The sequence below is a fragment of the Clostridium sp. CM028 genome (assembly GCF_030585565.1).
GTDB lineage: Bacteria > Bacillota > Clostridia > Clostridiales > Clostridiaceae > Clostridium_AD > Clostridium_AD estertheticum_B.
On sequence record NZ_CP077766.1, the window covers coordinates 2,577,854 to 2,603,674 of the forward strand.

The 25,821-nt window shown below is 32.0% G+C and carries 22 protein-coding genes and 10 tRNA genes; all 32 read left to right on the plus strand.

Translation table 11 applies throughout. The features are described 5' to 3' along the window. Positions 1-66 precede the first annotated feature (66 nt). Positions 67-888: a pur operon repressor gene (gene purR, locus KTC94_RS12100; RefSeq protein WP_216303791.1), complete on the plus strand. Its 822-nt coding sequence runs from the start codon at positions 67-69 to the stop codon at positions 886-888. Positions 889-984: 96 nt separating this feature from the next. Further along, positions 985-1,281 (plus strand): septation regulator SpoVG, encoded by a 297-nt coding sequence (gene spoVG / locus KTC94_RS12105; protein WP_165412342.1) that lies wholly within the window; start codon positions 985-987, stop codon positions 1,279-1,281. A 166-nt stretch (positions 1,282-1,447) separates the two neighbouring features. After that, on the plus strand, positions 1,448-2,818 hold the full coding sequence (gene glmU / locus KTC94_RS12110; protein ID WP_216303792.1) for a bifunctional UDP-N-acetylglucosamine diphosphorylase/glucosamine-1-phosphate N-acetyltransferase GlmU: 1,371 nt from the start codon (positions 1,448-1,450) through the stop codon (positions 2,816-2,818). Positions 2,819-3,061: 243 nt separating this feature from the next. Beyond that, complete coding sequence (locus KTC94_RS12115) at positions 3,062-4,033, plus strand: ribose-phosphate pyrophosphokinase (protein ID WP_165412340.1); 972 nt, start codon at positions 3,062-3,064, stop codon at positions 4,031-4,033. A gap of 307 nt (positions 4,034-4,340) precedes the next feature. Further along, complete coding sequence (locus KTC94_RS12120) at positions 4,341-5,027, plus strand: response regulator transcription factor (protein WP_165412339.1); 687 nt, start codon at positions 4,341-4,343, stop codon at positions 5,025-5,027. After that, positions 5,028-6,449, plus strand: a complete 1,422-nt coding sequence (locus KTC94_RS12125; protein WP_165412338.1) for a HAMP domain-containing sensor histidine kinase — start codon at positions 5,028-5,030, stop codon at positions 6,447-6,449. 52 nt (positions 6,450-6,501) lie between these two features. Continuing rightward, the gene (locus tag KTC94_RS12130; RefSeq protein WP_165412337.1) at positions 6,502-7,434 is read left to right on the plus strand and encodes a S1C family serine protease; all 933 of its coding nucleotides are present in this window, start codon (positions 6,502-6,504) and stop codon (positions 7,432-7,434) included. A gap of 227 nt (positions 7,435-7,661) precedes the next feature. Next, on the plus strand, positions 7,662-8,225 hold the full coding sequence (pth, locus tag KTC94_RS12135) for an aminoacyl-tRNA hydrolase (protein ID WP_165412336.1): 564 nt from the start codon (positions 7,662-7,664) through the stop codon (positions 8,223-8,225). A gap of 56 nt (positions 8,226-8,281) precedes the next feature. Further along, positions 8,282-11,803, plus strand: a complete 3,522-nt coding sequence (gene mfd / locus KTC94_RS12140) for a transcription-repair coupling factor (RefSeq protein ID WP_216303793.1) — start codon at positions 8,282-8,284, stop codon at positions 11,801-11,803. 74 nt (positions 11,804-11,877) lie between these two features. Beyond that, the gene (locus KTC94_RS12145) at positions 11,878-12,873 is read left to right on the plus strand and encodes a peptidylprolyl isomerase (protein ID WP_220286282.1); all 996 of its coding nucleotides are present in this window, start codon (positions 11,878-11,880) and stop codon (positions 12,871-12,873) included. Positions 12,874-13,119: 246 nt separating this feature from the next. Further along, positions 13,120-13,671, plus strand: a complete 552-nt coding sequence (gene spoVT, locus KTC94_RS12150) for a stage V sporulation protein T (protein ID WP_220319860.1) — start codon at positions 13,120-13,122, stop codon at positions 13,669-13,671. Positions 13,672-13,827: 156 nt separating this feature from the next. Beyond that, positions 13,828-15,366, plus strand: a complete 1,539-nt coding sequence (locus tag KTC94_RS12155; RefSeq protein ID WP_216304587.1) for a polysaccharide biosynthesis protein — start codon at positions 13,828-13,830, stop codon at positions 15,364-15,366. A 14-nt stretch (positions 15,367-15,380) separates the two neighbouring features. Further along, positions 15,381-16,826, plus strand: coding sequence for a nucleoside triphosphate pyrophosphohydrolase (gene mazG, locus KTC94_RS12160; protein ID WP_216304588.1), 1,446 nt, complete (start codon positions 15,381-15,383; stop codon positions 16,824-16,826). Positions 16,827-16,944: 118 nt separating this feature from the next. Beyond that, positions 16,945-17,220, plus strand: a complete 276-nt coding sequence (locus KTC94_RS12165; protein ID WP_216304589.1) for an HU family DNA-binding protein — start codon at positions 16,945-16,947, stop codon at positions 17,218-17,220. Between the two features lie 105 nt (positions 17,221-17,325). Further along, the gene (locus KTC94_RS12170; RefSeq protein WP_216304590.1) at positions 17,326-17,586 is read left to right on the plus strand and encodes an RNA-binding S4 domain-containing protein; all 261 of its coding nucleotides are present in this window, start codon (positions 17,326-17,328) and stop codon (positions 17,584-17,586) included. Between the two features lie 145 nt (positions 17,587-17,731). Next, complete coding sequence (gene yabP, locus KTC94_RS12175) at positions 17,732-18,025, plus strand: sporulation protein YabP (protein WP_216304591.1); 294 nt, start codon at positions 17,732-17,734, stop codon at positions 18,023-18,025. A 7-nt stretch (positions 18,026-18,032) separates the two neighbouring features. Beyond that, positions 18,033-18,437 (plus strand): spore cortex biosynthesis protein YabQ, encoded by a 405-nt coding sequence (gene yabQ, locus KTC94_RS12180; protein WP_216304592.1) that lies wholly within the window; start codon positions 18,033-18,035, stop codon positions 18,435-18,437. A 93-nt stretch (positions 18,438-18,530) separates the two neighbouring features. Continuing rightward, positions 18,531-18,803: a septum formation initiator family protein gene (locus KTC94_RS12185; RefSeq protein WP_165412326.1), complete on the plus strand. Its 273-nt coding sequence runs from the start codon at positions 18,531-18,533 to the stop codon at positions 18,801-18,803. 80 nt (positions 18,804-18,883) lie between these two features. Next, on the plus strand, positions 18,884-19,297 hold the full coding sequence (locus KTC94_RS12190; RefSeq protein WP_165412325.1) for a S1 domain-containing RNA-binding protein: 414 nt from the start codon (positions 18,884-18,886) through the stop codon (positions 19,295-19,297). A 142-nt stretch (positions 19,298-19,439) separates the two neighbouring features. After that, positions 19,440-19,528, plus strand: a tRNA-Leu gene (locus tag KTC94_RS12195). Positions 19,529-19,533: 5 nt separating this feature from the next. After that, positions 19,534-19,609: transfer RNA gene (locus KTC94_RS12200), tRNA-Met, on the plus strand. 5 nt (positions 19,610-19,614) lie between these two features. Continuing rightward, positions 19,615-19,691: transfer RNA gene (locus KTC94_RS12205), tRNA-Met, on the plus strand. Positions 19,692-19,903: 212 nt separating this feature from the next. Then, a tRNA-Met gene (locus KTC94_RS12210) sits at positions 19,904-19,979 on the plus strand. Between the two features lie 105 nt (positions 19,980-20,084). Continuing rightward, positions 20,085-20,160 (plus strand) — tRNA-Met (locus KTC94_RS12215). An 83-nt stretch (positions 20,161-20,243) separates the two neighbouring features. Beyond that, positions 20,244-20,332, plus strand: a tRNA-Leu gene (locus KTC94_RS12220). Positions 20,333-20,337: 5 nt separating this feature from the next. Continuing rightward, positions 20,338-20,413, plus strand: a tRNA-Met gene (locus tag KTC94_RS12225). 68 nt (positions 20,414-20,481) lie between these two features. Further along, positions 20,482-20,570: transfer RNA gene (locus KTC94_RS12230), tRNA-Leu, on the plus strand. A 5-nt stretch (positions 20,571-20,575) separates the two neighbouring features. Continuing rightward, positions 20,576-20,651, plus strand: a tRNA-Met gene (locus tag KTC94_RS12235). A 5-nt stretch (positions 20,652-20,656) separates the two neighbouring features. Next, positions 20,657-20,733 (plus strand) — tRNA-Met (locus tag KTC94_RS12240). A gap of 321 nt (positions 20,734-21,054) precedes the next feature. Beyond that, on the plus strand, positions 21,055-23,445 hold the full coding sequence (gene spoIIE, locus KTC94_RS12245; RefSeq protein WP_220319893.1) for a stage II sporulation protein E: 2,391 nt from the start codon (positions 21,055-21,057) through the stop codon (positions 23,443-23,445). Positions 23,446-23,844: 399 nt separating this feature from the next. Beyond that, entirely contained in the window at positions 23,845-25,239 is a 1,395-nt protein-coding gene (gene tilS / locus KTC94_RS12250; protein ID WP_309137230.1) for a tRNA lysidine(34) synthetase TilS, read from the plus strand. 2 nt (positions 25,240-25,241) lie between these two features. After that, entirely contained in the window at positions 25,242-25,778 is a 537-nt protein-coding gene (gene hpt, locus KTC94_RS12255; RefSeq protein WP_165412324.1) for a hypoxanthine phosphoribosyltransferase, read from the plus strand. Positions 25,779-25,821 lie beyond the last annotated feature (43 nt).

Sequence of the window (25,821 nt, forward strand, 5' to 3'; positions counted from 1 at the left end):
AAATACGAATGATAGTAAGAATTTTACAAAGTAAAATTCGTAAAATAAAGATATGGGTGAGATATTATGAATAAATATAGTAGAAATCAAAGAGTTACAGGTATTACTAAAATATTAACAGAAAATCCTAATAAGACAATTAATCTAAAGATGTTTACGGAATTATTTAATGCAGCTAAATCCACAATTAGCGAAGATATTGTTATTGTCCGTGAAACTTTAAGTGAGTTATCTATGGGAAGAGTGGAATCGGTGGCAGGCGCAGCTGGTGGAGTGAAATATATTTGCGGGGTCTCAAGGCAAGAAGGTATAACATTTGCAGAAAAATTATGTGAAATTTTAACACAGAAGGACAGGGTGATACCAGGAAATTTTATATATATGACTGATATTATGTATAATCCAGAAATAGTGCACAAAGCAGGAGTAATCCTTGCATCTGCTTTTAGTGAGTTAGACATAGACTATGTTGTAACAGTCGAGACTAAAGGGATACCACTTGCGTATGAAGTGGCAAAAATGCTTGGCGTTCAATTAGTTATTGTAAGGCATGATCCGAAGGTTACTGAGGGCAGTACTGTTAGTATCAACTATGTATCTGGATCTAGTAACAGAATTCAAACTATGTCTCTTTCAAGAAAGTCTATAAAAAAACAGAGCAAATGTATTTTTATAGATGACTTTATGAAAGCTGGAGGAACTGCAACAGGTATAATTAATTTGCTTAAAGAATTCGAAAGTAAACTTTTAGGTATTGGAGTTCTTGTTGATAATATTCAAAGCGGTCATAAATTAATAGCAGAATACATATCGATTATTCAGTTTAAAGGAATAAACGAGGAAGGTAACTCTGAGTTAACTCCATCAAAAAACTTTGAAAAAGTGTAATATTCAAAAGATTTAATTTTTATTTACAATTTAAGAAGGAAAAACCCAAGTTATAGAGAAATAGTATAACTATAACGCAACTTGGAGGTGGAGTGTATGGAAATCACAGACGTTAGAATTAGGAAAATAGCTACAGAGGGGAAAATGAAGGCGATTATATCAATAACTTTTGACAATGAATTTGTTGTTCATGATATTAAAGTGATAGAAGGGCAAAGTGGACTTTTTATTGCTATGCCAAGTAGGAAAACTCCAGATGGGGAATTCAAGGACATAGCACACCCAATAAATACTCAAACAAGAGAGAAGATTCAATCAGCTATATTGGATGAGTATGAAAAAGTAAAAAATGAAAAACCAGTAGAAGAGGTAGAAGAAAATTTAGAAGTATAAAAAAGGGGGTTACCCCTTTTTATTTTATAAAGAAAATATTAAAAACGGCCAAGGTTGGTTGCAATTAAATGTTATATAAAATATAATATAAGAAGTGTTTTAATTGAAGAAAAGATAAAATAAAATGTGTGAATATGTCGAATTAATATATAAAGAGGTGTTTAATTTGTATAAATGCGCTATAATATTAGCTGCAGGTCAAGGAAAAAGAATGAATTCTAATATGCCTAAGGTTGTACATAAGGTTTGTGGTAAAGAAATGATAAACCATGTTATTGACATTATGAGAAAGGCAGATATTGAAATGGTTGATGTGGTAATTGGAAAAGGAGCCGCGCAGGTTAAAAAAGTATCAGAAGATAGAAAAATTAATTACTCCGTCCAAGAAGATCAGTTAGGCACAGGACATGCAGTAATGTGTGCTAAAGAGTTCCTAAGTGGGAATGAAGGTACGGTAGCAATATTTGTTGGAGATGGTCCACTAATTACTGAATGTACAGTTAGGAGACTATTAGATTATCATGAAAAAGGTGATTTTAAAGCGACTATATTAACTTCAAGTATGGCTGAGCCTGCAAAGTATGGTAGAATAATTAGGGATGAAAATGGTGAGGTTAAAAAAATTGTTGAGTTTAAAGATTGTACAAAAGAAGAAGTATTAGTTAAAGAAGTAAATTCTGGAATGTATTGCTTTAGCATAAAAGAATTACTTAATAGTTTAGATAGATTAAATAATAATAATGCACAAGAGGAATACTATTTAACAGATGTTATTAGTATATTAAAGGAGCAAGGGTTTAAGGTTGGAGCTTTTGATGTGCCAGTTGAAGAAATTACTGCAGTTAATTCAAAGGTAGAGCTTGCAGATGCAGAGGCCATTATGAGAAAAAGAATAAATAGAAAACATATGGAAAATGGAGTTACAATAATTGACCCTAATAATACATACATAGATTCAGAAGTTATAATAGGAAAAGATACTACTATATATCCAGGGAATATTTTGCAGGGTAAGACTATTCTTAAAGAAGAGTGTGTTCTTTACCCTAATAATAGAATTGCGGATAGCATTATAGGAAACGGAGTTTCAGTTCAAAGTTCTGTTGTAATTGAAAGCCAGATAGGCGATCAAACTACTGTTGGACCTTTTGCGTACATTAGACCAGAAAGCAATATAGGTAAACATGCTAGGATAGGAGATTTTGTTGAAATTAAAAAATCAACTATTGGAGATAATACAAAGGTATCTCATCTTACTTATATTGGTGATGCAGAGGTAGGAAGTGGATGTAATTTTGGCTGCGGAACTGTAGTTGTAAATTATGATGGAAAAGCAAAATACAAAACTATAATAGGCAATAATACGTTTATAGGATGCAACACTAACCTAGTAGCACCTGTAAAGGTTAATGATAACGCGTACATTGCGGCTGGTTCTACAATTACAAATGAGGTGCCTAAAAATGCTTTGGCAATAGCTAGAGCAAGGCAAAAAAATATTGAAAATTGGGTAGTGAAATCAGGACACAGCAAATAAAATAACAAGCATACAATCAATAAGTAAATTATAAAGGGAGGTGTAAAACTGATTTTTTCAGCAGAATGTGTATATAAAAACTACTAAACGCGCATTGAATGGTATGTAAGATTTTAATGTGAGAGTATTAACCCTAGTAGTTGAGTCTCGTGATGCTGACGTTCTATTTAGTGTATAGAATGAAAATTTATATGAATTGTATTAAAATATGATTTGTGATGATTTTAGGAATCAGAACTACATATGATAAACCACGGAAAGAATATTAAAATTTTTACGGGCAACTCAAATCCTAAATTAGCCGCAGATATAGCTGACATACTAGGATTACCAATTGGAGCTTCAGAAGTAGGAACTTTTAGTGATGGAGAAATATCTGTTAATATACATGAAACTGTCAGGGGCGCAGATGTATTTGTTGTTCAATCGACTAATGCACCAGTAAACGATAATTTAATGGAATTACTTATTATGATTGATGCATTTAAGAGAGCTTCAGCAGGAAGAATAACTGCGGTTATACCATATTATGGGTATGCAAGGCAGGATAGAAAAGCAAAAGCTAGAGATCCAATTACAGCAAAACTTGTGGCAGATATTATAACAACCGCAGGAGCAGATAGAGTACTGACTATGGATTTACACGCAGCTCAAATACAAGGATATTTTAATATTCCTGTTGATAATATGACTGGGACACCTATACTTGCAAAATACTACATCAAGAACGGATTTAAAGATAGGGACGATGTAGTTGTAGTTGCACCAGATCTTGGAAGCGTTGCTAGGTCAAGAAAATTTGCAGATAAGCTACATGCATCAATAGCGATAATTGATAAGAGAAGACCAAAAGCTAATGTTGCAGAAATTATGAATGTTATAGGTGATATTAAGGGGAAAACTTGTATCATGATGGATGACATGATAGACACTGCGGGAACAATAACTAATGGAGCGAATGCTTTAGTTAAACTCGGAGCAAAAGATGTTTATGCTTGTTGCAGTCATGGCGTATTATCAGGGCCTGCTATTCAAAGAATAAATGATTCGGTAATAAAAGAATTGATAATATTAAATACAATTGATATGCCAGAAGGTAAACAATGCGAAAAATTCACTACATTATCTGTAGCGCCAATTTTGGCGGAGGCTATAAAGCGAATATATGAGGATGTTTCGGTAAGTAAATTATTCGAGGAAGATTCCAGTTTATAATACATATTTTAAAATAGTGATGCTCTATTATTTTTATAATTGGGCATCGCTATTTTTTTATAATCTGGATTTACATAATAATGGGATAGTAAGTATACTATATAGACTCAGTACTTATGTAGAATGTTTAAATTATTATGGGAAGTGGTGAATAATTTGTAACATTTAATAAAAACTAATAACTTATCATTAAAGTATGATAAATTATTAATAAGATAAATTAGCATGTTGACTAGTTATTTTTCAAAGATGAATGATAGAAAAAAATAGAGGGAAAAAATAGAGGAAATAATTTGGAGGTACTGATATGGAAGGAACTATAGGGAAAATACTAATAGTTGATGATGATAAAAATATTGCTGAGGTAATTAAAATGTATCTTGAGAATTCAGGATATGCAACAAAAGTAGCATATGATGGCAGGGCTGCACAGGAAGCATTTCTAAGTTATAAACCAGATTTGGTGCTTTTAGACATAATGTTACCGTATATTGATGGAATCGATGTTTTGAAATGGATAAGAAAAGAGAACGAAACACCGGTTATTATGCTTACTGCCAAAGGGGAAACATTTGATAAGGTATTGGGGCTAGAACTTGGAGCGGATGACTATGTAGTTAAGCCTTTTGAGCCAAAAGAAATAATTGCAAGAGTGAAAGCTGTGCTTAGGCGTTATAACTTAGATAAAGGTGGTAAAGAGGTTTTAAATTTTGAGGATCTAGAAATTGATATTAATTCTTATAATGTTACATATAAAGGCTCAGAGGTAAAAATGCCACCTAAAGAATTTGAACTAGTACATTATTTAGCTCTTAATAAGAATAGAGTTTTCACAAGGCAACAACTCTTATGTGAGGTTTGGGGATACGATTATCCAGGAGACTCTAGAACAGTGGATGTGCATGTTAAAAGGGTAAGAGAAAAGCTTCAAGGAGGTCCAAATTGGCAAATTGAGACTGTTTGGGGAGTGGGATACAAATTTGAGGTGAAATAGATGTTTAAAAGAGGGCTGTTTTTTAAGATGTTAGCCACCTATACTATTATAATTTCAATGAGTTTAATAATTATTGCCTCTTTTTTGTCTTATTGGTTCCAAAATTATTTTTTCGAGCAAAGAAAAGAACAATTTTTGGATAAGTCATATATGATACAAGGGCTTGCTATGAAATATATGGCTGGGGATGCTACTTCGGAAAAATTAAATGACGTAATGACAATCATTGCTGAGTATATAAAATCCGATATTTGGCTTACAGATAGCTACGGTTGTGTTTATTTGGTATCTAATAAAGAGCATAAGGAGTTTATGGGAAAACAGGTTTTTGCTGAGCAACTAGATCAGCTTAGGCTTGGGCATACGTTTGAGATTACAGGCCCTTATGCTGGAATATTTGATAACACGGTAAGAGTTTACGGTACGCCAATAAGAACTGAGGCGGGCACTTTTAAGGGAGCTATAATATTATGCAACTCAATTGAAGAATTAAGCCAATCTTTAAAACGTGTTTATGAAATAATTTGGATATCTGCAATTTTTGCAATAATATTCTCTTGTATAGTTATATATTATTTTTCTCAAAAAATAATTATAAAGCCTTTAGCAGAGATTAATTCAGTAGCTAAGAAGATATCTAATGGGGATGTTTATAAGAGGGTTTATTTAAAATCTAATGATGAAATAGGAGAACTCGCTCAATCATTTAATTTTATGGCTGATTCTGTAGAAAAAAACGAGAAAAATAGACGCGAATTCATATCCAATGTATCGCACGAGATTAGATCTCCTATAACATCAATTAAGGGGTTTATTGGTGGGATACTAGATGGGGTAATTCCAGAGGAAAAGGAAAAATACTACTTATCTATTGCCTATGAGGAAATTCAAAGACTAACAAGGCTTGTAAATGACTTATTAGATATGTCTGCAATTGAAGCTGGGGAGTTTAGTTTGAAGATTATGGAAGTGGATATTAATGAAATCATTAGACTTACAGTTATAAAAAATGAAACAAAAATTAAAGAGAAAAAGGTCTCTGTAGATGTATGCTTTGATGAAGATAATTTATTTGTAGCAGGAGACAAAGATAGATTAGTACAAGTGATTACAAATCTATTGGACAATGCAATAAAATATGTAAGTGATGGTGGGAAAATAAAGATTAGTTCAAAATCTAAAGGAAGAAATGCATTAATATCTGTGTTCAATGCTGGTCCGCAAATAGCTGAGGAAGATTTATTGCATATTTGGGATAGATTTTATAAAGCGGATAAATCAAGAACAGCAAAAGATAGTACTGGACTTGGATTATCTATAGTTAGAAATATAATAACTCAATTACAGGGTGATATATGGGTTGAAAATAAGGACAATGGTGTTTATTTTACTTTTACATTAACGAAAGTGAATAATTTATAATGAAATAAAATTTATATAATATAGATATGACCAGTAGGGAGGGGATGATGCTATGGATAATAAGGATAACTATGAATCTTGTAATGAAGTAAGAGATGCTTTGTGGAAGAATGCAGATTTTGGCAAGGACATCTTTAGCGAAATTAAATTTAGAAAAAACAACAAGAAAAATTATTTCAAGACATTTTTAAAAGTAATTAGTTTTATGCTGATAGCAGCCCTATCTGGGGGGATTACAGCCCAGTATATAATTAATAAGGGGAAAGTACCAAAAGTGACTAGTAGCAATTTAAATTCAGGTGTAAGAGAAAACGATAATATTCAAGAGGCAGATGATAATCCTATTTCACAAGTTGCACAAAAGGTAGCACCATCAGTAGTTGGCATTAGTAGTAAAGCAGAAGAATTGTGGGATACACCAGAAGGCAATGGTTCAGGGATTATATTTAAAAGTGATGGATATATTATTACTAATTATCATGTAATTAAAGGTGCGACAAAAATAAAAGTGAAACTGAGCAATGATAATATTTTGAAAGCAACAGTTGTAGGCACGGATGTTATATCTGATTTGGCGGTTATAAAAGTTGAAGCTAGTAACTTGCCTATTGCAAAATTTGGCGATTCATCAAAGGTTAAAATTGGTGATATAGCTATTGCGATTGGTAATCCACTAGGAAAACAGTTTTTAGGAACGGTTACTGCGGGTATTATAAGCGCATTGGATAAAAGAATTAATATTGTTGATAAAAAAACAGGTGAACAAACTATCTATAAAGTAATACAAACTGATGCAGATATAAATCCAGGGAATAGTGGTGGAGCGTTATGCAATATCTATGGAGAAGTTATTGGTATAAATAGTTTGAAAATTGATTCATCCAGTGAAACTTACGGAATGGGGTTTGCTATTAATATAAATGAAGCTAAAGAAGTTATTAATGATTTGATGACTCATGGTAAAGTTATTAGACCACTAAAATAGCTTAATTAAGGTTAATAATATAATCTTAGCAGTTATATAGGTTAGGCATAGCAGACTACTAGTTATTTTTAAAGATAAATCATAACAAAAGAATAAATTATATGGTAATTTTTATGTAAAGTTGTGGATTAAAATACTTTTTTAGTATAATATTATAAATAAGGCATATGAAAAAATAATTATGTGGTAGACATAAGGTTTAAACATAATAATATTTGGGGGTAATAATGTATTTGGTAGTTGGACTAGGAAACCCAGGAAATGAATATAGGTATACAAGACATAATGTAGGATTTGATGTAATAAATTTAATGGCAGAGAAGTATAATACTTCAATTAATAGGATAAAATTTAAAGGAGTATGTGGAGAAATTATCATATCAGGGGAAAAAGTTATTCTTTTAAAACCTAGTACATATATGAATTTAAGTGGAGAAAGTGTGCGCGAAGCAGCTTCTTTTTATAAGATTCCAAATGAAAATATCATCATAATGTATGATGATATTAGTTTGGATGCAGGTAAATTAAGAATACGAAGTAAGGGTAGTGCTGGTGGACATAACGGGATAAAAAGTATTATAGCTAACATGTCGTCCGACATATTTCTAAGAATAAAAATAGGGGTAGGACAACCGGAAAAGGCGCTAATACCTCATGTTTTAGGGCGATTTTCTAAAGAAGACCGGGTGCTTGTAGAAAAGACTTTTGAGGCTAGTATAAAAGCTGTTCAAACGATAATAGCAAAAGGATATACGGAGGCTATGAATCAGTTTAATGGATTTAATGCTTAAATAAAAATATTATTGGAAGATTATCTATATTTATGGAGTGAGTGAGAGGTGTTAACATGAGACTGAGTGGGCTTATGAAGCCTTTGAAAGAGAGTAATCAATTTAAAAGTATACTAAGCAATATAGAAGAGAAAATATATCCAATTGGCGTATATGGACTTTCGGAATCAGCTAAGAACTATTTAGTGAATGGTGTGTACGAGCAATTAGATAAATCTATATTGATTTTAACGCATAGTGATGTAGAGGCTAAAAATATTTACGAAGACTTATCTTTTTATGTAAATGATGTGTACTATTTTCCAACTAGAGAAATGGGATTTTATAATGCGGATGCTGTATCTGGCGACTTGAGATGGGAAAGACTTAAAGTAATGAAAAAAATTACTGAAAGCGGTAAAAAAATAATAATTACTTGTATTGAGGCTTTGGCAGCGACTTATATGCCTATAGATTTGCTCCGAAAATATATTTTCAAATTAGCTGTAGGGGGCAATTTAAATTTAAATGCGTTTTCGGAAGAATTAATTGAATGTGGGTATGAAAGGGTAGAAAGAGTAGACACAAAAGGTCAATTTTCAATAAGGGGAGGAATTATAGATTTATATCCCCCTATTTCTGCGTTACCTTTTAGGATAGAACTCTATGACGACGAAATAGATTCTATAAGGACATTCAATAGTGAAACTCAGAGGAGTATTGATAAGGTATCCGAAATAGATATATTTCCAGCAAAGGAAATGATATTAACCCAGGAAATTAGGGAAAAAGGATATAACAAAATAAAGGAAGACCTAATCAATGTGGTAGGTAGCTTTAACAAGAAAAAAGATAAAGAAATTATAAAAAAAATAACTTCATTAGTTGATATTAATTTGGAATCACTTAAAGAAACGTGGAGTTTTAAAGATGTTGATAGCTATATGCCTTACTTTTATGATAATGTATCTTCTTTTTTAGATTATATGAAGGGATCATTTATAGTGGTTGATGATTCACAAAGGTGCCTAGGTAAACTAGATAGCGTGTATTTCGAATTTGAAGAAAATTACGAGAATTTTTTAAGACGAGGAAGTATACTGCCTAAACAAGCAGAAATTTTAATTGATAAGCAATATATATATGAAGAGTTAGAGAACGTAGAAGTTATTACAATAAACGCTATTGCTAAAAGCACAACAGTGCTTAAGCCAAGGGACATAGTATCTTTTTCTCAAATTACCAATTATGATTACCATGGCCAATTAGACATGCTTATTGAGGATATAAAGGACAAAAAAAGTAAAGGATACAAGATCGTAATTCTTTCTGGTACAAGAACTAGAGGGGAGAAATTAATAGATATACTTAGGGATAGAGGCATTGAAAGTGTCTATAAAGACAGCATTTCTCAAATTGAGTTTGGAGAAGTGGTTGTAACCTTTGGTAATCAATTAAAGGGCTTTGAGTATCCGCAGCTGAAATTATGTGTTATTTCCGATAAAGAGGTTTTTGGTGGATCAAAAAGAAAAGCTACTAGTCGTTCTAGTAAAAAGGGAGTAAGTAAACTTAAAAGCTTTACAGAACTTAAATTGGGAGACTACGTTGTTCACGTAAATCATGGAATAGGCGTATACAAAGGAATTAAGCAATTGGAAGTTCATGGACATAAAAGAGATTACTTGCAACTGAGTTATAATGGTTGTGATAACCTCTATGTTCCGGTAGAACAATTAGATTTAGTACAAAAATATATTGGAAGTGAAGGCAAAGCTCCAAAGATTAGCAAATTAGGTGGGCTAGAATGGGTTAAGGCTAAGAATAAAGTTAAAAACTCTATTGCAGATATTGCAGAGGATTTGGTAAAACTTTATGCAGCAAGGGCTACACTTAAGGGCCACAGATATAGCAAGGATACTGTATGGCAAAAACAGTTTGAAGAAGAATTCCCATTTGAAGAAACTCCAGATCAAATAATAGCAATTGAAGAAATCAAAAAAGATATGGAGTCGGATAAACCAATGGATAGATTGATATGTGGTGACGTTGGGTATGGAAAAACAGAAGTAGCCGTTAGAGCGGCATTTAAAGCGGTTATGGATGGAAAGCAAGTAGCGTTCTTAGTACCAACTACAATACTCGCTGAGCAACATTATAAAAATCTTACCAAAAGATTTTCAGACTTTCCAGTAAAGGTTGAAATGGTAAGTAGATTTAGGACACCTGCTGAGCAAAAAGTTGTCATTAAGGCGACAAAAGAAGGAAACGTAGATATATTAATAGGAACGCACAGAATAATTCAGCAAGATGTAAAATTTAAAGACCTAGGGGTATTGATTATAGATGAGGAACAACGATTTGGGGTTACTCATAAGGAAAAAATAAAAAGTCTAAGAAAAAATATAGACGTGATTACGCTAACAGCTACTCCAATTCCAAGAACATTGCATATGTCGCTTACTGGAGTGCGCGACATAAGTGTAATTGAAACGCCACCAGAGGAGCGGTATCCAATACAAACCTATGTGGTAGAATTTAACGATCAATTAATAAGGGATGCGATGCTGCGAGAACTAAATAGAAAGGGGCAAGTTTTCTTTGTGTACAATAGAGTAGAAACTATCAAAGAAATGGCAGCATTTATAGGAAAGCTAGTTCCTGAAGCTAGAGTGTGTATTGCGCATGGGCAAATGACAGAAAGAGAATTAGAATCTATTATGATAGATTTTATGGAGAACAAGTATGATATATTGATGTGTACAACTATTATTGAGACGGGAATAGATATTCAAAATACAAATACAATTATAATTTACGACGCAGATAAGATGGGACTTTCTCAGCTTTACCAATTAAGAGGTAGGGTTGGTCGATCAAATAGAATAGCTTATGCATATCTTGCTTATAAAAAAGATAAGGTGTTAACAGAGGTTGCTGAAAAAAGACTTAAAGCAATTAAGGATTTTACGGAGCTAGGGTCAGGTTTTAAAATCGCAATGAGAGATCTCGAAATTCGGGGTGCTGGAAATATGATGGGCGGTGCCCAACATGGTCATATGGCTGCGGTAGGCTATGATTTATACTGTAGGATGCTCGAAGACACAGTGAAAAAAATAAGAGGCGATATAGAAATGGAGCCTATTGAAACTTCTGTTGAAATTAAAATAGATGCGTATATTCCTAGTACTTATATTGAAGATGAGTCGCAGAAAATTGAAATTTACAAGAAAATTGCGGCTATTGATTGTAACGAGGATATGGTAGATATACAAGAGGAAATAGAAGATAGGTTTTCAGACATACCATCAAGTGTTGTAAGTCTTATGAATATCGCTTATCTTAGGTGTATATCAAGCAAGGTGGGGATAATAGAAATCAAAGAGGTAAAGGAGGAGATAATATTACAATTTGATAGTAGCGAAAGAATAAATCAAAAATTAGTTAAAGCCTTGATTAGTAAATATAATAGAAGTATTGTATTTAAATTAGGGAATAAGCCTGCCTTTGCATACAAGATTAAAAATTTAAACAAAGAAGAGGTGATTGCAAATCTCATAGAGATTGTGAATCATATAAAAAGTATAGTTGAAATAAAGTAAAATTGTGTTAAAATTAATGGGTATCGTAACAGAGCTTTACACGGCGATATTACATATAGAATGGGGGAAATATAATGAAAAACGTAAAAAAAATAATTGGCGCGGCTTTAATAACTATATTAGCTACATCATTAAATGGTTGTAATATGATTGAAAAAACACCTAAGGGCATTGCTAAAAGTGTAGTTGCGAAGGCTTTCGATGCTAAAATAACTAAAGGACAGGTTGACGAACAATTAGTAGGTGTTATTAAACAATTTGAAACGCAGTATGGAGCAAATTATAAAACTAATGCTGAGGCTATGGCAGAATTAACAAAGCAAAAACAGCAAGTAGTAGAAGGTATGATTACTGAAAAAATTGTGGATTATAAGGCGGAAGAGTTAAAATTAATGCCTACCGAAGCTAAATTAAATGAAGAAACAAATAAGCAATTAGCAGAAATTAAGAAAAGTTTGGGAACAGATGCGAAATATAAAGAGGCTTTAGCACAAACAAGCCTTACAGAAGAATCTCTAAAAGCAAGAATAAAGCCAAGTATTATTCAAGATGCACTATTCACTGAAGTTACAAAAAATGTTAAAGTTACTGAGGCACAGGAAAAAGCATATTACGATGCTAATCCAAACCAGTTTACAGAAAAACCGAATACAATTCATGCAGCTCATATTTTAGTAGCAACAGAACCGGAAGCTATAGCCATTAAGAAACGTTTAGACGCTGGTGAAGATTTTGCGAAAGTCGCAAAAGAAAAAGGTACAGATGGAACTAAGGACAATGGTGGAGATTTAGGAGATGTAGAGTATAATGATGCTCAAATGGATAAAACCTTTATGGCAGCAGCTATTGCTTTGCCAAAAGGTAAAATCTCAGCACCTGTTAAAACTCAATATGGATGGCATATAATAAAGACTATAGAAAAAAAAGAATACCCTGTAAAGAAATTTACAGCTGTTAAGGCAGAAGTAGAAAAAACGCTTATAACACAGGGAAAAGAAAGTGCATGGACAGAGGCTATGACAAAATGGAAAAAAGAAGCGAATATAAAGCAATATCCGAAAAATCTATAGCATTTTAATGACATTTCAGAAGGAAAGTCCCCCACTTCTATAAGTGGGAGTATAAATCTACTTCTGGAGTCGTTAAAATTGCAGCTCCGCAGGAGACGATTTAATGTATAAAGAATACCTTTAATATGGAGGTATTCTTTATTTTTATTTAAACATTTGCAAATGTGCATAAAAATTCAAGTTTAGAAAGATAATAATAAAGCTAGTATATTATATAAAACTTTATATAAGGAGGGAATTATTTAAATGAAAGCAACCGGAATAGTAAGACGTATAGATGATTTGGGAAGGGTTGTTATACCTAAAGAAATAAGAAGAACACTGAGAATACGAGAAGGAGACCCACTGGAAATATTTACTGATAGAGAAGGTGGAGTTATTTTAAAGAAATATTCACCTATAGGTGAATTAAGTGAATTTTCTAGAGAATATGCTGATTCATTACAACAAAACATAGGAAACATAATAATCATATGCGATAAGGACAACATAATATCTGTAAGCGGTTGTCCTAAAAAAGAGTATGTAGATAAAAAAATTAGTAATGAATTAGAAAAAGTAATGGAAAATAGAAAAGCTGCTGTATTAGGTGAAGGTTCAGAAAAAGTTATAGCACTGTACGATGATGAAATGGAAAATAAATACCATGCTCAAGTAATTGCGCCAATAATAACAGAAGGGGATGCAATTGGAGCAGTATTAATAATATCTACAGAACCAGAAACTAAATTTGGAAATTTAGAATTAAAGCTAGCTGAAACTGCAGCCTCTTTTCTAGGAAAACAAATGGAACAATAAACCTAAAAGTATATATTACTCAGCGAAGTGAAACATATTTGCGGTAATATATACTTTTGTTTTTTGAAGTATTAGTAATAATAAGCCCTTAAATCAAATATTCATAATTAGAGAATGTAATTCTTACATACACCACGGGAATATAAGGAGGTTATTATGAAGAAACATTCATTGATAAAGGGGACTATTATACTTGGGATGGCAGGAATATTTGCTAGATTTTTAGGGTTGTTTTTTAGAATTCCAATACAAGCACTTATAAAAGATGAGGGGATGGGATACTACCAGATGTCTTATCCATTGTATATGATGTTTGTAGCAGTAGCTTCAGGTGTGCCCATTGCTATGTCTAAGATTATTGCGGAGATGACCGCTAAAAATGATCAGGAGGGAGCGCACCAAGTCTTAAGACAAACACTTGTTTTAATGATTATATTAGGCGGAGCAGCTACTACACTTATGTTAATGTTTGCAAGGCCTATTATATCAATGCTTAAATGGGATCCTAAATCATATTACTCTTTTTTGGTAATTGCTATAGCTCCAATTTTTGTTTCCGTTATGTGTACTTTTAAAGGCTTCTTTCAAGGGCTACAAAATGTCAGACCTACTGCTGTTTCGCAAATAGTAGAACAGTTTGGAAGAGTTGTCGCTGGAGTTTTATTTGCATATTTATTGTTTCCAAAGGGGATTGAATATGCGGCTGCAGGAGCGGCCCTTGGAACCCTTGTTGGTGCAATTATGGGAAGTATATACTTATTTTTAACTTATACTAAAATGAAAAAAGGGCAGTCAGTAAGGAAAAAAACAAAGCACAAGCATATTTTAGCTGATTTAAGTAAGGCTGCATTACCAATATCTTTGGGTGCTGCAGTGGGGACGGTTATGGCACTGATAGATTCTATGTTAGTACCGCAGCAACTTCTAAAAGCTGGATTTTCGCAAACACAATCCGCCGTAATGTATGGTCAGCTGACTGGGAAGGTATTTACATTGATGAATGTACCTTTGGCTCTTTCAATGGCTCTGTGCACATCTCTAGTGCCTATAATTGCTGAAGCGTTTTATTTAGGAAGAAGTGGGGAACTTATTAAAAGAGTAGATATGGCTGTGAAATTGTCTAATGTTATCTCGCTGCCGTCTTCTTTAGGGATGTTTTTTATGGCTTATCCTATAATGAATTTGGTTTTTATGAAAGATGCGGCCGGATATGAAATACTACAATATATATCAATATGCATACCTTTTGTAATTTTAACGCAAACCAGCACTGCGATACTTCAAGGCGTAGGCAATTATATGAAGCCTGTATACAATTTGGCATTAGGGTGCATCGTAAAGGTTATTATAACGTACGTATTAGTCTCGCTTCCATTTGTAAATATCTATGGGGCAGTTATAGGAACCATTTTAGGATATGTTACAAGTTGTTTATTAAATATGCACGATCTAAAGAGAAATTTAAATATAAAAATCAACAGTGTAGACTCTTTTGTAAAACCAGCTATTGCTGCTATTATAATGATAGTTGCAGTTGTATTTAGTAACGCTAATGTCTATAATTATACAAGGAGCAGTGGATTATCTTGTTTAATATCCATATTAATAGGCGTTATTGTTTATTTAATATTTATTTTTTTGCTTAGAATATTTGAATATGAGGAAATTAAAAAGAAAGTTTTAAAGCAAAAATAAAGGAGTGGAAGCTAATGATTAAAATAGTGGGATTGGGTCCTGGGTCAGTAGAATCACTAACTGTAGGAACACTTGAAATTCTTAAAGGTGGTAAAAAGATTTATTTAAGAACAGAAAAGCACCCTACTGTGGATTACCTAAAATCGATATGTATAAAATTTGAAACCTATGATGATAGATATGAAAAATATAATAGTTTTGATGATGTGTATAGGGCTATTGCAGAAGATCTTATTAAGAAACACGAAATATATGGGGATATCGTATATGGAGTTCCAGGTCACCCGCTTGTGGCAGAAACTTCTGTTAAACTTTTAATAAAGCTTTGTGAAAAAAACAAAATAGATATAGAAATTCTTCCCGCGGTTAGCTTTATAGATGCAGTGATTCAAAGCTTAAAACTAGATCCTATTGAAGGACTAAAAATAATAGATGCCTTTGATATAAAAAATCAAGTTTTAGATAAAAGGGTAGGACTTTTAATAACTCAAGTTTATAACGTTTCTATAGCTTCGGACGTAAAACTTGCTTTGCTTGAGTATTACAAAGATGATATGGAGATTTGTTTTGTTAGAGCTGCAGGTATAAAAGGGTTAGAAAGTATAAGGAAAATTAACTTATATGAATTAGATAGACAAAAGGATATAGACTATCTAACCTCAATTTATATACCAAAAGAATTAGAGGCTACAAAAGATTTTCACGATTTAATTCAAGTTATGGACACATTGAGAGCTGAAAATGGATGTGCATGGGATAGACAGCAAACGCATGAATCTTTGAAAAAATATCTTATTGAGGAATGTTATGAGGTTATAGAAGCCATAGAAGACAATGATGAAGATAATATTATTGAGGAACTAGGTGATGTATTACTACAGGTTGTACTTCATGCACAAATAGGAAAAGAAGAGGGATATTTTAATATAAATGATGTTATTTGCGGCATCACAAATAAGATGATAAACAGGCATCCTCATATTTTTAAAGTTTCAGAAGGTAAAAATAGTAACGAAGTTTTAGAAAGTTGGGAAAATATTAAGAGTGAAGAAAAAGGGTTTAAGAGTTATACGGATACGCTAAAGCATGTTCCGAAAAACCTGCCAGGGTTAATGAGAGCAGAGAAGGTTCAGCAAAAAGCAGCAAAAGTAGGTTTTGACTTTGACTGCGTTGAACTTGCTATGGGAAAGATTCTAGAAGAATTACAGGAAGTGAGAGATGTATATAAAGGTAATAATAGGGTAAAAATAGTAGAAGAAGTGGGAGATTTGGTGTTTTCTACTGTAAATGTTGCTAGACTACTTGACATAGACCCTGAATTTGCAGTAAATTATACTATAGATAAATTTATCAATCGCTTTGCGTACATAGAAGAAAGTGCAAGGAATAAGGATTTAGATTTAAAGAACATGACACTTACTGAGATGGACGAATTATGGAACGAATCTAAAAGACGATAAATTTATTTGTAAATAAAAATTAGACTAAAAGAAGGAATTTCAAAATCAGTGAAGAATATGCTATTTAATAGTATAATCACTACTAAGTAATGTACTCAATAACAAGGAGGCAACAAAAGTGAATAAATCAGAATTAATAACAAGCATATCAGAAAAATCTAATTTAACAAAAAAAGATGCAGAAGCAGCTCTAAAAGGTATTATAGAAAGTATTGAAGAAACATTAGAAAAAGGTGAAAAAGTCCAATTGGTTGGATTCGGAACTTTTGAAACAAGAGCAAGAGCAGCTAGAATGGGTAGAAACCCAAGAACAAAGGAAGAAATTCAAATTGCAGCATCAACGGTTCCAGTATTTAAAGCTGGTAAAGAATTTAAAGATATAGTTAACAAATAATATTATTATGATGTGAAAAACCTGGATGTATATCTAGGTTTTTTATTTTAAAAACTTTGGTTGAATTATTGAATGGGTAAAGAACATTAAAAAGGGGAAGTATAAATGAGATTAGATAAATATTTAAAAGTGTCAAGAATTATAAAGAGAAGAACCATTGCAAAAGAAGCTTGCGAGAGTGGCAGAGTTTCTATAAATGATAAAGTGGCAAAAGCAGGAACTGTAGTAGGTGAAAGTGATATTATAGAAATTAAATTTGCAAATCAAATTTTAAAAGCTAAAATTATAAATATTGCAGAGCATGTGACAAAAGAGAGTGCAAAAGAAATGTATGAAATAATTTCAGGAAGAGAAGACAAAGAATAAATGTTGCTAAATACAATTCTTAATTAAGGTTAATAAGCATATATATTTTATAGGAATACAATTGTATGTCATTAATTAAGAATTGAGAATAAGATTAGCTTCTTAATTCCCAATTTTTTAGAGCAAAACTAATAAGGGGGATATTATGGAAGTAAAGAAAGAAATAAAAATAGAAGATAAGAAAAGCAGTTTAATGCTTGAAAACAGAAAAAAATTAACTGTTAACGGAGTTGTAGAGGTTATAAATTTTAATGAAAGCCAAATATTATTGAATACAGATGTTGGAACAATGATAGTAAAAGGACGAGAATTAAAGATGAACAAGTTAGATGTTCAAAATGGGGATGTTATAATAACTGGGCAAGTGGATTCTTTTGTGTATACTAGCGACAAAAGTAAAGAAAAAAAAGATAGCATAATATCAAGATTGTTTAGGTAGAAGAATTATGATAATTTCTTTGATAGGCCAAGTTAATCTTATAATTTTCAGTTTGCTAGCAGGAATAATAACTGGAGTATTTTTTGATATATATAGATTGATAAGGGGATTTGAAAATCCTAACAAGGTGCTGACTATAATACAGGATTTGTTATTTTGGACATTAACTTCTATAGTGGTTTTTATATTTTTGATGTATACTAATAAAGGGTACATAAACTTTTATGTGTATGTATGTTTAATATTAGGAGTATACTTATATTTGAAACTATTAAGTGGAGTATTTATAAGGGTACAATATAAATTAATAATATTCAATGGGAAAGTATTTAGGGTTGTATGGAATGCTATTTTATACCCAGCAAATTTGTTAGTTTATAAGCTCAAAATAAAAAAAAAAGATAAATTATAAAGAAATAGCTTGAAGAAATGTGGAATACAAATTAGAATAGGTTTATGAAGCGTAAACAATACTCATTCCATTGAAAGGAAAAGGGTATGGGATATGAAAAAAAAATTTAGTATTAAAAGTGCCGTATTAGTTTTTGCTATGATGTATGTATGTTATCTTTTAATTCAGCAACAATCAATTATGAGCAGACAAAAGAAAGAGCTGCAAAAGTATAATGTTGAATTACAAAAGAAAAAAGAACAAAAAAAAGTATTACAGGATGAAGTAGAGTTATCTAAAACTGACAAATATATAGAAAAATTAGCAAGAGAAATATTAGGTCTTGTTAAAGAAGGTGAAACTCCTGTTATGGATAATAAAAACTAAATGCTATAATTATTGTTACGCTTATTATTAAATTAATATATAAAATAAAAACATAATTTTTAAGGAGGAGTATTTTTAATATGACCTTAATGGCTGGAAGTATTGTAGAAGGTAAAGTAGTAAATATCACCAATTTTGGTGCGTTTGTAGAAGTGGAGGGTAAGACAGGATTAGTGCATATATCTGAGGTTTCAGATACATTCGTTAAAAATGTTAATGATCATCTAAAAGAAAATGATATAGTAAAAGTTAAAGTAATCTCTGTAGATGATAATGGGAAAATCAGTTTATCAATAAAACAAGCTGGAGCGCCTAAAAAATCTATTAAACCTATGGAAATAGATTGGGAAAAGGAAAAAAGCAAAGCAAATGCAAGTGGATTTGAAGATATAATGACTAAATTTCTAAAAGATAGTGAAGAAAGATTTCAAGATGTTAAAAAACATCAAGAAGGAAAAGGAAGAGGTTATAGTAAAAAAACTTCAAGCTATTAGTAAATCTGTAGGAACTAAGTATTTAGTTCCTATTTTAACAAAAAAAAGTTATTGACAACGGTTTATACATCATATATAATAAAACATGTTGCCAAGAGGTAGCATTTTCTAAGCTACAAGTAAGTATACTGCAAGTAAGTAAGCTGGAGTGGCGGAACTGGCAGACGCACAGGACTTAAAATCCTGCGGTGGTTAAACACCGTACCGGTTCGATTCCGGTCTTCAGCACCAAATATCGCGGGATGGAGCAGTTGGTAGCTCGTCGGGCTCATAACCCGAAGGTCGTAGGTTCAAGTCCTACTCCCGCAACCAACTATGGCGGAATAGCTCAGCTGGCTAGAGCATTCGGTTCATACCCGAAGGGTCGTAGGTTCAAGTCCTATTTCCGCTACCACTTTGGCATATGATGAGTTTAAAAACATAATATGTTTTTTATAAAAAACTATTGACATATGTAGCAAATTAGTATAACATTAAAATGATTTTAAGAAACTTATTTAACAGTAATAGTAAGCTGGTATGAAAAAATAAATAGACACATAGAGCTTAAAATAATATGATAATTAAATATTGTATCAATTAAAGTTTAGGCTTTAGCATTAATATCGCGGGATGGAGCAGTTGGTAGCTCGTCGGGCTCATAACCCGAAGGTCGTAGGTTCAAGTCCTACTCCCGCAACCAATAAGTTTAAATCACTCATTATTTCAGTTAAATAAGATTCTAAATATAATTAGCTAAAAGCAAACAAGTGCCGTATTAATTCAAATTTATTCTTAAATACAATATCGCGGGATGGAGCAGTTGGTAGCTCGTTGGGCTCATAACCCAAAGGTCGTAGGTTCAAGTCCTACTCCCGCAACCAATAAGTTTTAAATTACTTAATACGTAAGTTAAATAAGATTTCATAATAGGTAAGTTAAAAGCAAGTATACTGCAAGTAAGTAAGCTGGAGTGGCGGAACTGGCAGACGCACAGGACTTAAAATCCTGCGGTGGTTAAACACCGTACCGGTTCGATTCCGGTCTTCAGCACCAAATATCGCGGGATGGAGCAGTTGGTAGCTCGTTGGGCTCATAACCCAAAGGTCGTAGGTTCAAGTCCTACTCCCGCAACCAATAAGTTTTAGATTATTTAGAACGTAAGTAAAATAAAACTTCATAACAAGTATACTACAAGTAAGTAAGCTGGAGTGGCGGAACTGGCAGACGCACAGGACTTAAAATCCTGCGGTGGTTAAACACCGTACCGGTTCGATTCCGGTCTTCAGCACCAAATATCGCGGGATGGAGCAGTTGGTAGCTCGTCGGGCTCATAACCCGAAGGTCGTAGGTTCAAGTCCTACTCCCGCAACCAACTATGGCGGAATAGCTCAGCTGGCTAGAGCATTCGGTTCATACCCGAAGGGTCGTAGGTTCAAGTCCTATTTCCGCTACCATAACTCACAATTTATATTGTGAGTTATTTTTTATTTGCTGGAAAACTATAAAACTTAAACTATAATGTGCAAAAACATATAAGTATAAATTTCTCGAATATACAATGCCATGAAGTGACATGCTTCATTTAATATTTTAAAACCTACTATATTAATATGGTAGGTTTTTTTATATTATAGGGAATTGTAAAAATCTAATGTAAAAAATATACAAATTATTGTCTCATAAAAAATATATGAGCGCCCCATCTTATGACATTTATTTCCAAGAGACGTTGCTATAATGGAGTCCTAATGATTAAAGGGTGGGTGATTTTTAATATGCAATACGGGATTGATATATTTCCATATGAAAGACTTAGAAAGATAAAAGATGAAGTAAAAAAGAAAAATGCATTAAATACTAATTTAATTATTACAGGAATTGTTTATTTTGTTATAAGCTTATTAATAAGTAGGGTCTTGCTTCTTAATAACACTGCCCCATTTGGCATAGCTTTCTTAATAGCTACAATATTTGTAAATAATCATAGAATTTCAATAATTACAGCCAGTGGTACATTTTTAGGTTATATTACTTTAAATGGTAGTGCAAAGAATATACCATCATATTTAATAGTAATAGTTACAATTGCTTTTTTGAGTCATGTTTTCAATAAAATAAAATCAAAAACTAAAGTTTTAGCTAGCATGTTTGCTATTATTATATTTGAGTTGTTTACCTATAATTTCTTCATAACCCGGGTAAGTGGGTTAATGGCTTTTTTAAATTCATTTTTTCTAGTTTTATGTATCTTCCCATTATATTTTATTCTGGACTATAGTCTTTTATGCTTTAAGGAGATTAAAACAAAACATATATTTTCGAATGAAGAAATAATAAGTATGTCAATTATAAGCTCTTTAATTATAGCAGGTACTTGGGGACTAAGTATATTTGCCATATCAATTACGAATATTTTAGGCCTGGCATTTGTTATAATAATAGCTTACATTAACGGAAGTGGAGCTGGTGCTGCATCAGGAATTGCCATGGGTATTATTGTAGGAATGTCTTCTGAAAATATGATTGTGTTTATAGGAATGTATGGTGTTTGTGGCTTAATAACGGGTGTTTTTAAAGAAACTGGAAAGATATTAAGTGCAACATCTTATTTAGTGGCTTTTTCAATAATAAAAATATATTGTATTACGGGATCTGATTTTATGATATTTGAAGCTTTTGTAGCTGCTGTAATATTTTTGCTAATACCACAAAAAGTTTATAGCGAATTATCCACAGAATTTAATTCCGATAAAAAAAAGCAAAATGTAGAACAGGGGTATATAAATAAAATTAAAGATACATTTGTAGGAAGGCTAAATAATTTTTCAGATGTACTTTCTAATATGTCAGATATATTAAATAACTTAGTGGATAATGAAAAATTGGCGATGAAAGGTAAAAGCAGCGCGTTGGTTGAAAATCTTGCGGACAGGGTGTGTAGTAATTGTAATATGAAGTCTATGTGTTGGAAAAGGGAATTACATTATACATATGCAGCATTTGAAGAATTAATTCAAAATTTTGAGAGGAAGAATAATAGCGTACCGGAAGAAATTGAAAGAAAATGTATAAAGAGAACCGCCATACTTAAAAATACAGAAGATATTGTTAATAAGCACATTATAAATGAAATGTGGAGAACGAGGCTTAGTGAAGGCAGAGAGCTTTTAGCAAATCAGATTAGTAATATGGCGGGTTCTGTAGGAGAAATTGTTGAAGATTTTAATTCTGAAATTCAAATAGATACTTCTATGGAAAAACTTATATGTAGAGCCTTAGATAAAAATAGAGTTAAGCACAATGATCTTATGTGTTTGAATGATAAGCTCGGACGATTGAGTATTAAATTGTCACTTAACGCTTGCAGTGGAAGGCAAATGTGTGTAAAGGATTTATTGCCGATTATAAATGGGGTCACAGGCAAGTGCATGTGTGTTAGTGATGAAGGGTGTAATATAAATCCGAAGACCAATATATGTAAGGTAACTATTGAAGAAACACCTAAGTTTCATGTGGTATCTAATGTGGCTAGGCAGTGTAAAGATGGTGAAAAGTCCAATGGAGATAGCTATAGCTTTGGTAAGCTTCCTGATGGAAGTTATATGTCAGTTATTAGTGATGGCATGGGATCGGGACCCCAAGCGGGTAGAGAGAGCGAGGCTGCGGTTGAATTAATAGAAAAGTTTACATCAGCAGGTTTTAGTAAAATTACGGCTATAAACACTGTGAATTCAATAATGACATTGAGATTTTCCGAAGAAGAAAAATTTTCAACTATAGATTTAAGCAGCATAGACTTATACACTGGGGAAATTGATTTCTTAAAAGTGGGGGCAGTTGCAACTTTTCTAAAATCAGGTGAAAGTTTAGAAATTATAAAATCAAAATCTCTTCCTATCGGTGTTTTAGATAAAGCAGATATAGATATACAGCAAATGGAATTAAAAAATGGAGATATTATGGTTATGCTTAGTGATGGGGTATTAGATTACAATGATGAAAATGTAGGGAGGGTGGATTGGGTAGTTGATTATTTAGGTAAAAACAATTGCAACAATCCCAAGGATTTAGCTGAAGGGTTGCTCTCAGAAGCAAAAAAATTAAGTGGCAATAGAGTAAAAGATGATATGACAGTTCTTGTTTCAAAGATATATAGTCTATACTAAATGTATTTTATAAAAGAAATATTTTAATGCCCTGTAAATTGAGAGAAAAATCAGGGAATATATAATAAAAGAGATTAAAAAATGGAGAAAGTATTTATGGGGGTAAGAACCTCTTTTACATTCTTCATTTTTCCCATTTTTAACGGCATTTCAGAAGGAAAGTCTCTCATTTCTATAAGTGGGAGTTACATGCCCTAACAAATTGAAAACTTCGGTGGGAGTTTAAATCTCCTTCTAAGTCGTTAATATTGCAGCGACCCAAGAGATGATTTAAAGGTGTGTCTAAAAAAATGGAAAATATATATTACTAAATGATATAGTAATATGATATAGTGATATGGTATTAAAAAAATATAAACCTGCAAAAAACAGAAAACATTTTAAAAATAAATTTGGGAAGTGAAAATTTTGTCAGAAACAGTTATGGACTTTATAAAAGAGAATTCAATGTTTGATAAGGGAGATAAGGTTATAGTTGCATTTTCTGGTGGACCTGACTCCACGTGTTTGCTCTATATTTTAAACAACTTTAAGGAAGAACTTGGGATTACACTTATTGGTGCACATCTAAACCATTGTCTTAGAGGAGATGAGTCTGATAAAGATCAGGAATATGCAAAAGAAATTTGTGAGAGTTTGAATATAGATTTTTATAGTGAAAAAGTGGATGTACATAGAATTTCAAAGGAAAAGAATTTATCTTGTGAAATGGCAGGACGAGAAGCTAGATATGAATTTTTTGAGCAACTTATGGTTAAATTAAATGCTAATAAAGTCGCTTTGGCACATAATGCTAATGATCAAGCTGAAACTATTTTAATGAGGATAATGAGAGGAACGGGTATCGAGGGAATAGTAGGAATAAGACCTGTTCGCGACAAAATATATGTAAGACCCATACTTCGTCTTAGTAGAAAAAAAATAGAGAAATATTGTTTAAATAATAATATCAATCCAAGAATAGATAAATCAAATTTAGAAAATATTTATGCGAGAAATAAGGTAAGATTAGAATTGATTCCATATATGGAACAAAATTTTAATAAAGATATAATTAAAACATTAAACCGATTATCAGATATTGTAAAAAAAGACAATGATTATTTGGAAAATATTTCTGAAAAAGAGTATAAAAAACATTGTGAGATAGGTCAGCAAAGGGTTATAATAAATAAGGCGGCTTTTGCGGAGCATGAAGCAATTTTAAGTAGGATTATTAGGAGTGCTTTGCTTGCGGTGAATCATAATTTATATAATTTTGAAAAAGTTCATATATATAGTATTATAGAACTTCAAAGACATGAAACAGGTAAAAGTATAATGCTACCTCAGAATATAATAGTTGAAAACTGTTATGGGAATATACATATATATATTTGTGTAAAAGCTACTGAAGCTAATAACAATCAGTACTCTCTAAATATAAATCAGGAAAACTTTATTCATTCTTTAAATAAAGTAGTAAAAATTGATGTTAATCCTAAGCTACAATTTACAGAATTTAAAGAAAATGATTGTATTAAGTATTTTGACTATGATAAAATTAAGAAACCAATAATATTTAGGTATAGAAAAGATGGGGATAGATTCATTCCACTAGGTATGAAGGGTAGTAAAAAGATAAAGGATTTGTTTATAGATTTAAAAATACCTAAAGCCCAAAGAAATGCAATACCGTTAATATGTTTTGGCGATGATATAGGTTGGGTAGTTGGATATAGGGTTAGCGAAAAATTCAAGGTTACAAAGGATACTAAAAATATATTGCAGATTAGAATTGGAAGAGAGGAATAAGAATGAACAATGATATTAAAGAGGTAGTATACAGCGAAGATCAATTAAGAGATAAAATTAGGCAAATGGGCGCAAGAATAAGTAAGGATTATTTAGGCAAAGAGCTTATACTCATTGGTATTTTAAAAGGATCAGTCATATTTATGTCAGATTTAGTAAAGCAAATTACAATTCCATGTAAAATGGATTTTATGGCAGTTACAAGCTATGGGAATTCCACTAAAACTTCAGGAGTTGTAAAGATCTTAAAGGATTTAGATTTTGAAATTGAGGGAAAGGATGTATTGATAGTAGAGGATATTATAGATTCTGGAGTTACACTTAAATATCTAATGAAGTTACTATCTGCAAGGAAACCTAATAGTTTAGAAATTATATGCTTACTGAATAAACCAGAAAGAAGAACGGCTAATATAGATGTTAAATATTTAGGTTACGATGTACCAGATTACTTCCTTGTAGGATTTGGCCTGGACTATGCAGAGAAATATAGAAATTTACCATTTATAGGAATACTTAAGGAAGAAATTTATAAGTAAATGTGTATAAAATAATATATATATTATTGTCAACTGCTTTTTA

Coding starts and splice junctions, on each gene's coding strand:
- pth (WP_165412336.1), top strand. CDS start 7,662: ATGTATTTGGTAGTTGGACTAGGAAACCCAGGAAATGAATATAGGTAT.
- hpt (WP_165412324.1), top strand. CDS start 25,242: ATGAACAATGATATTAAAGAGGTAGTATACAGCGAAGATCAATTAAGA.
- KTC94_RS12120 (WP_165412339.1), top strand. CDS start 4,341: ATGGAAGGAACTATAGGGAAAATACTAATAGTTGATGATGATAAAAAT.
- KTC94_RS12130 (WP_165412337.1), top strand. CDS start 6,502: ATGGATAATAAGGATAACTATGAATCTTGTAATGAAGTAAGAGATGCT.
- spoVG (WP_165412342.1), top strand. CDS start 985: ATGGAAATCACAGACGTTAGAATTAGGAAAATAGCTACAGAGGGGAAA.
- mazG (WP_216304588.1), top strand. CDS start 15,381: ATGATTAAAATAGTGGGATTGGGTCCTGGGTCAGTAGAATCACTAACT.
- KTC94_RS12190 (WP_165412325.1), top strand. CDS start 18,884: ATGACCTTAATGGCTGGAAGTATTGTAGAAGGTAAAGTAGTAAATATC.
- mfd (WP_216303793.1), top strand. CDS start 8,282: ATGAGACTGAGTGGGCTTATGAAGCCTTTGAAAGAGAGTAATCAATTT.
- KTC94_RS12115 (WP_165412340.1), top strand. CDS start 3,062: ATGATAAACCACGGAAAGAATATTAAAATTTTTACGGGCAACTCAAAT.
- spoVT (WP_220319860.1), top strand. CDS start 13,120: ATGAAAGCAACCGGAATAGTAAGACGTATAGATGATTTGGGAAGGGTT.
- KTC94_RS12185 (WP_165412326.1), top strand. CDS start 18,531: ATGAAAAAAAAATTTAGTATTAAAAGTGCCGTATTAGTTTTTGCTATG.
- spoIIE (WP_220319893.1), top strand. CDS start 21,055: ATGCAATACGGGATTGATATATTTCCATATGAAAGACTTAGAAAGATA.
- yabQ (WP_216304592.1), top strand. CDS start 18,033: ATGATAATTTCTTTGATAGGCCAAGTTAATCTTATAATTTTCAGTTTG.
- KTC94_RS12125 (WP_165412338.1), top strand. CDS start 5,028: ATGTTTAAAAGAGGGCTGTTTTTTAAGATGTTAGCCACCTATACTATT.
- purR (WP_216303791.1), top strand. CDS start 67: ATGAATAAATATAGTAGAAATCAAAGAGTTACAGGTATTACTAAAATA.
- KTC94_RS12155 (WP_216304587.1), top strand. CDS start 13,828: ATGAAGAAACATTCATTGATAAAGGGGACTATTATACTTGGGATGGCA.
- KTC94_RS12170 (WP_216304590.1), top strand. CDS start 17,326: ATGAGATTAGATAAATATTTAAAAGTGTCAAGAATTATAAAGAGAAGA.
- KTC94_RS12145 (WP_220286282.1), top strand. CDS start 11,878: ATGAAAAACGTAAAAAAAATAATTGGCGCGGCTTTAATAACTATATTA.
- yabP (WP_216304591.1), top strand. CDS start 17,732: ATGGAAGTAAAGAAAGAAATAAAAATAGAAGATAAGAAAAGCAGTTTA.